Annotated in this window: 4 protein-coding genes and 1 pseudogene; 2 read left to right on the top strand and 3 right to left on the bottom strand. The window is 37.1% G+C overall.

Translation table 11 applies throughout. From position 1 onward, the window contains the following. From F6K54_RS37185 to iscB, 3 genes and pseudogenes are all read right to left on the bottom strand, one after another. On the bottom strand, positions 1-285 hold a 285-nt coding region (locus F6K54_RS37185; RefSeq protein ID WP_293088997.1), incomplete at its 3' end, for an AAA family ATPase. Between the two features lie 466 nt (positions 286-751). Next, on the bottom strand, positions 752-1,123 hold the full coding sequence (ebsA, locus tag F6K54_RS37180; RefSeq protein WP_293088996.1) for a type IV pilus biogenesis protein EbsA: 372 nt from the start codon (positions 1,121-1,123) through the stop codon (positions 752-754). A gap of 21 nt (positions 1,124-1,144) precedes the next feature. Continuing rightward, positions 1,145-2,451: pseudogene (gene iscB, locus F6K54_RS43925) on the bottom strand (RNA-guided endonuclease IscB). Positions 2,452-3,475: 1,024 nt separating this feature from the next. Here iscB and F6K54_RS37170 point away from each other — a divergent pair. Then, positions 3,476-4,981: a glycosyltransferase family 2 protein gene (locus tag F6K54_RS37170; protein WP_293088994.1), complete on the top strand. Its 1,506-nt coding sequence runs from the start codon at positions 3,476-3,478 to the stop codon at positions 4,979-4,981. Between the two features lie 796 nt (positions 4,982-5,777). Beyond that, a partial coding sequence (locus F6K54_RS37165) for a transposase (protein WP_293088992.1) occupies positions 5,778-6,954 on the top strand: 1,177 nt, incomplete at its 3' end.

The following is a 6,954-nucleotide window of genomic DNA, read 5'->3' as shown; positions in this document are numbered from 1 at the left end:
GTCAGTGTTGTCCTCTCCAAGCAAACGCTTCGTGATAGTACTTTCATCCAGCATGAACAGAGTTGGCCGAATACTATTTTCTGAAAGCTTGAGAGTTTCAGTAATAAACTGTACATCAGCATCAATTTCTACAGATGCTGAATTTAAAGAGTTTCCCAAGGGTTTTCCATAAGCAATACTTATCCCTTGTTTTTGCAGCTTATGGGCTACTCCTAAAGTAATTGTAGACTTGCCACTGTAAGCTTCAGTCGATCCAATAAGCAAATAATTGCCAGATTTTGCCACACCCTCACTCCCGCAATCAATAAACTTTTGACATCCTCACCACGCCATCTTTTTAGGGACGGTTTAGAATCCCCTAGGCTTCAGCCAGGGGAGTAGTCAACATAACCCTTAAGTTGCTGGCTCATTCCCTATTTTAACTCATAATTAGTGCATATAGCTGCCAGCTTAGGTGGGCATATCAACCCATTTTTTCATAACACAAAAGTGCTGCGAGGGCTAATTCTTTGTCGTCAGAGAATATTAAGATGAAATACAAAAAATTGTGCAAATATACAAATCTCCCCATCCCCCCATCTCCCATAAATTTTTCTAAGCGTGACAATAAATAGAGCCTGCCCAAAGAGTTTTGTCAACAAAATTTGGATTTGATCTTCAATGTCTCAGGATGAAAAATATTAATTTTTTTGGCAATCAAAAACATTATTTTAGAGTCAACTTTCAATCAGGAATTAAATTTCAAGGTTAATCACTCATAGCGAAGTAGCTTTCCATAGAAATTCTTAGAAAAATCCACATTACGAGTACGATGATAAATGAGCAATACATCGATTAAAGAATCAACAAATTCATAAGTGGCCATTGTTGTATCATAACTAAGTTCCTGATTACCATCAAACTGCATCCGGCAACGAGTTATGTCTGCAGGTAATATAGAAACATTCCAGGTGATAACAAAAGGGATATTCTCTCCTCCTTCAATATGTCTCGCTCCTTCAAGACTTTTTTGTTTGTAAAGACTAATAGCATGAGCTAGGTATTTACGTCTGTTATCTGGGTAATAGGGAGTGTAAACCGCTACTTCCCCTTTTTCGGCTGGCTTTAATTGATTAATTGACATTCCCTACTCTCCTGTTAAGTTTTAGACGGTATTTTCCTCGACATTTATGGACAACTGTGGACAAAATGTATAGGTATAACCGTCTTTCTTATGTACAACTTTTAATTTACTTACATGAACACTTTTTGCTTTCTGTCCAGGCACTGTGAAATTAAAACTATTTGACTTTGAGCGAGGATTAACTCTACCCACTTCCCCTGTTTCAATATTCAACGCTAAATCTCCACTATTCCAACATTTTATCGGTTTTAGTGGGTTGTACCTTATGGGGTATCCATATTTATTTACCGCTGCTTTCTGTCTACCTCCTTGCCCTTTGCAAATAGCAGCTAAAGCTTGGGTGGTGTGGAAATTTAACTGATTCACTTCACCTACACAAGCAGCGTCTATGCAGTGCGATGAAGGTAATTTTTGTTTTCTCCGGTTAAATTTTGTTTGTCCCCCGCTACCTGTAGTTACTTCCAGACCTGTAGTTTTTAAGGCATTGAACAATTTCCACCGACAAGAATTAACCGAGTAGTGCATCTTTTAATGGTCTTCTTGCTTGGGTTTGTATTCGCTTTAATAATTCTGGTTTTCCAGATAAGAATTCTTTGACATCCTGGTTACTCTTAAGTTGATTACATTTAGTACAGGCAACAGTTAAGTTAGATACTCGATCTGAGCCTCCTTTGGACTTGGGGTGAATATGTTCTATTTCTAGTGGTGTATTTGTTCGGCCACAATAGGCACATTGACGACCCCATTTTTCTAACAAATATTCTTTCAATTCATATCCTGCTAATTCCCCTTGCTGATACTCAGTGCCAGAAATTTCTGGATGTTGAATCAATTGAGTATCAAAGCGAACCAGTTCCATTGAGATTGATTCTACAGGAGAAAACTTAATTACTCGTTTTACCCAAGTCATAGTAGTTTCAACTCTGTGCATGAGAGAAGGTGCTAACCAACCAGTAGGTTTCTTTTTGTTCGGGTTACCTGGTTTACGGTATCTGAGATTTTTTGTCCTTCTAGCCCTCCTTCTTTGAGAACGCTTTTGCAGCTTTTCGGAAATTAACGAACCTCGGTGTTGAATTAAGAGCATCCATATCACCTTGTTTCCTTCTAATAAAGCCATCCCTGTAAATTTTGAGCCTGGATCAATCTTGAGGACTAAAGTTGTTTTGGTAACTATTTCAACAGCTTTGCGTGAGAATCAAAGTAAACGGAAAGCGTCGCCAGACAGCAGCTCTGCCAGAATTTAACAATCTACGAGCTACAGTTGGCTTGCAAGGTTGTAATGGTTTTTTGTTTGTATCTATAACGAAAACGTAATTAGTGTTAGACATTGTGGCGTCTATTCCTTTTCAGTAAAGTGTTCCTCGATTATGTTGGCCAGGCTTGTTAATACTCTAAACACTATCGGTACAAAACCTACTTCCGATTGGCGCACTAAACACGCTGTCCTTAATTTAGAGTGACCAGCACATAAGCTGGAGTTCACTTATGGTGGTCTTGACTTAGCCAACGTAGTCAGTTAAGACTTAATCTGCAACCTTTGAGAGACAATTCCTAAAAATGTCGGCCGATTGGCTAGGTTTTTCAAAGGTGAATCAATATTATCCACGTCCCTGGAAATTCTATTATAGAACCCTGATGGGAGCTAAGTAGGTTGGTGTTGAAAATTATCGTTATCAAAAGCCAGGAAGCAGAGGGCAGAAGGCAGAAGGGAAGAGAGTTTTTGGCAAATTTACTTTTCATTACTAAACTAACTTGCTGTTTTTTTGCACCGTTCTACTACTAATAATTAGGGTTTGCGTATGGAAAGTCTTTTTGCTATGGTAGGAACCCACCCCTCGCCCCTCCCCCTCCCTGGAGGGGAAAAAGGGAGTAGGGAGTAGTGAAGAGTTAGGATGAACGGGGAGTTAGCTGAAGAACTGGTCATTCATAATCCACCCTTACTTTTTCTGTCATAATGACTCCAAAATCTTCACTTTTTGAGATCCATCAACAGAAAAGCTGCTATTTCAGCACCTAAAATTCTTCAAACCAATATCAGTCAATGCTTTGAGATTTAATCAGCAAGCCCTAATTAGCAAGTTAATGCTAATTATTCTGATGTTTATCTCTCCCCCACTCCCTCACTCCCTTACTTAAGAAAGTGTAGAAAAGTTTTTGAGAAATGGTATTAGGGCAATTATAAACACTCAAACGAGCATCAGGGATGACTTTTGACTTTTGACTTGCCCGTAGCGCTATACCCTATTCTTTACTTCACAAGACCATATTTATAGTTTTTCAGACGGAATTAGGTTAGTCTCTAAAAAAATAAGAAAATTATTAGCGACCGGATCTTTTAAGATTAATTTAATTATGCCCAACAGTTCTTGGCCCAAAAACGATTATTATAGGGAAACCCAAATTCATCAAAACGATAAATTTTGTAACGAACAGCAAAATAATCAGGTGGCAGAAACTCAAAAATGCTTAGACCAGACTCAAATCAAACAACAACAGGAAGTGTTAAGTAGTCATCAGAATATTTACGATGGTCGTAGACGTAAAGCAGCACTTATGTCATTTCTGATTTGGACTACTACTATCCTTCTGCACTTACTTTCCTGGGGATATTGGGTAATTTTAGGTCTGACAGGCTTACTATCAGTTCAACTTTTGAGAATACTATTCGCTAAACGAAAACTACCTCCAAAACCTCTATCAGAAGAAAATTCGACAGACTGGCCTTATATCTCTCTGTTAGTAGCAGCTAAAAATGAAGAAGCTGTAATTAGTAAATTGGTAAAAAATATCTGTACTTTAGATTATCCAACTAATAATTACGAACTTTGGGTAATAGATGACAATAGTACAGATAAAACTCCTGTATTGTTAGAACAGTTGGCTAAAGAATATCAGCAGCTCAATGTTATTCGTAGAAGTCCAGATGCCAGTGGAGGTAAATCAGGCGCTCTCAATACTGCTATACCTTTGATTAGGGGAGAAATTTTAGGAGTGTTTGATGCAGATGCAGAGGTAACACCTGATTTACTCCGAAAGGTAATACCACTTTTTGTGAGAAAAGAAGTAGGAGCAGTACAAGTTAGAAAAGCGATCGCCAATGCAGGTCTAAATTTTTGGACAAAAGGCCAATCAGCAGAAATGGCTCTAGATAGCTTTTTCCAGGAACAACGAATTGCAATTGGTGGGGTTGGAGAACTCAGGGGAAATGGCCAATTTGTACGTTTGAATGCCCTCAATGAGTGTGGCGGATGGAATGAACAGACTATTACTGATGATTTAGATTTAACAATTCGCCTACACTTAAACCAATGGGATATAGATTTTCTCAGTTTTCCTGCAGTAATGGAGGAAGGAGTAACTAACCCAAAAGCTTTGTGGCATCAACGTTCCCGATGGGCAGAGGGTGGGTATCAGCGTTATCTAGACTACTGGCAATTGATTTTGCGTAACCGAATGAGATTTGGTAAGACTTGGGATTTATGGCAATTTTTGGTGACCCAATATCTAGTATCAGTTGCTGCTGTACCTGATTTTCTTATGGCAATAATCTTACGTCGCTTACCTATCACCAGTCCTTTGACTGTGTTTACTGTAACAGTTTCTGTATTGGGAATGTTTATCGGTTTACGTCGAACCAGGAAACAAGAAAAGAGTATCGTTAAAGAAGAGAAGTTGGACTTTATTTCTGAGAAAGAACATCCGTTGTCTATACTACTTACTTTTTTAGAAAGTGTGCGAGGAACTTTTTATATGTTGCATTGGTTTATTGTGATGGGTGCTACTATTACCCGGATGTCTATATTACCTAAGCGACTAAAATGGGTAAAAACAATTCATAAAGGGAATTGGGAAAGTTAAAAAGGTTATTATCCAATTACTTAATAGCAATTTTATTTGAGTTGTGAGATGTAGCGCTCCGCGCAAGGCAAAAGTCAGTAGGGGCGATTTCCTACGGAATGCTCCACAAACGCGAATTGCCCGTACAAAAGTAATCCCTGACGCTCGTTTGAGTCTTTATCCCACATTCCGCACGACAAAATGTATTATAGAAGAAGGAGTCAGGAGTCAGGAGTCAGGAGTCAGGAGACATAATTTTAGAAGAAAATCATAGCTGACGTGATTGAGTAATCAATCAAGCAAGTATTTATGCTTAATTAGGGCTTGCTGATTAAATATCAAAGTCTTGATAGGTAAAGGTTTTACCCTTTTCAGGTACTAAGGGAGTACCAGTTTTGAGGTGGTAATGGTTCAAAAATCTAGGATTTTCGGCATTTCGAGGGGTAGAAAATAACTTTTACGATTCTTCTGACTACTTCTTCTATAATTCCCATTCCTCCTGACTTCACCGATTCACCGATTCTGGCTCCTACCCCTACCACTCATACTTTTGAGCGCAAACCCTAATTATTTACTCGGAATTTGATCGACGAAAAAAGTAATTGAGATGATTTGCATAGTATAAATACCTACCAAGCTACGGATTTATATACTACTTGTAATAATACAAATTGAAGTGCGGAATGTGGGGTAAAGACAGAAAGCGAAAACTTATCTAAAGTTCATCAAACTTACTCATAACTATAGCTATAAAACTAAAATAAGCAAGTTTATTCAGTTGTCTATCCATTGAGTCGTTATCAGCTACAATTAAGATATGAAGCTAGTTGAACGTCATGTTATTACCAAATCCCATTATTTGTGGTCGGAAATTGACCACAAGGCTTTTTTGTCTAAAAATCTGTTCAATTTAGCTAACTATTATTATCGCCAACATTTCTTTGAAAACAAAAAGAAACTAAGCTTTAATCAACTGTATCACCAGGTATCTAAAAGTGAAGATTATCAAGCTTTACCTACCAAAGTAAGTAAGCAAATAATCAGAAGATTAGACTCAGCTTGGAGTAGTTATTTTGCGGCTTTAAGAGAGTGGCAAAAACAGTCAAATAAATTTTTAGGGAAACCAAAAATCCCCAAATATAAACATAAAATAAAAGGCCGAAATATTCTGCCTTATCCTCATGAATCAATATACAAAAAAACCTTAAAAAAAGGAATTTGTCATCTGTCAATGAGTGAAATAAAAATCCACACTTCACAGACAGAAATAATAGAAACCAGAATTATCCCTAAAAGTAGCTGTTACATAATAGAAATAGTCTATGAAAAATCGGAGTCAACAACAGAAAATCAACAAATAGCAGGAGTAGATTTAGGAGTAAATAACTTAATAGCTGTAACTACAAATCAAACAGGAACTACACCTCTGTTGATTAAAGGCAGACCATTAAAATCAATTAACACCTTTTATAATAAACAACGCTCTTATTTACAATCTCAATTAAATAGCCACAATCAAACTAATTCTCATCGGTTAAAAAAATTAACTCACAAACGAAATTGTCGAGTAGAAAACTATCTCCATACAGCAAGTAAAAGAGTAATAGATTGGTGTGTAAGCCATGAAATAGGAATCTTAATCATTGGGTATAATCAGACTTGGAAACAAGAAATAAAATTAGGGAAAAAGAACAATCAACAATTTGTGAATATCCCTCACTATAGGTTAATAGAGATGTTAAGGTATAAAGCCCAACTAAGAGGAATAAAAGTAATAATTACCGAAGAATCCTATACATCTCAATCAAGCTGTTTAGATGGGGATGATTTGCCTAAATATGGAGAACAAAAACCGAAATTTAGTGGGAAAAGAGTAACAAGAGGGTTGTATAAAACCAGGGAAAATAAATTATTAAATGCAGATGTCAATGGGTCGTTGAACATTATTAAAAAAGTAATTCCTGATGTCTTTGACCAAGGAATAAAGGGTTTGC

It is taken from the genome of Okeania sp. SIO3B5 (assembly GCF_010692555.1).
Lineage (GTDB): Bacteria > Cyanobacteriota > Cyanobacteriia > Cyanobacteriales > Microcoleaceae > Okeania.
This window is presented reverse-complemented; position numbering and strand designations above follow the sequence as displayed.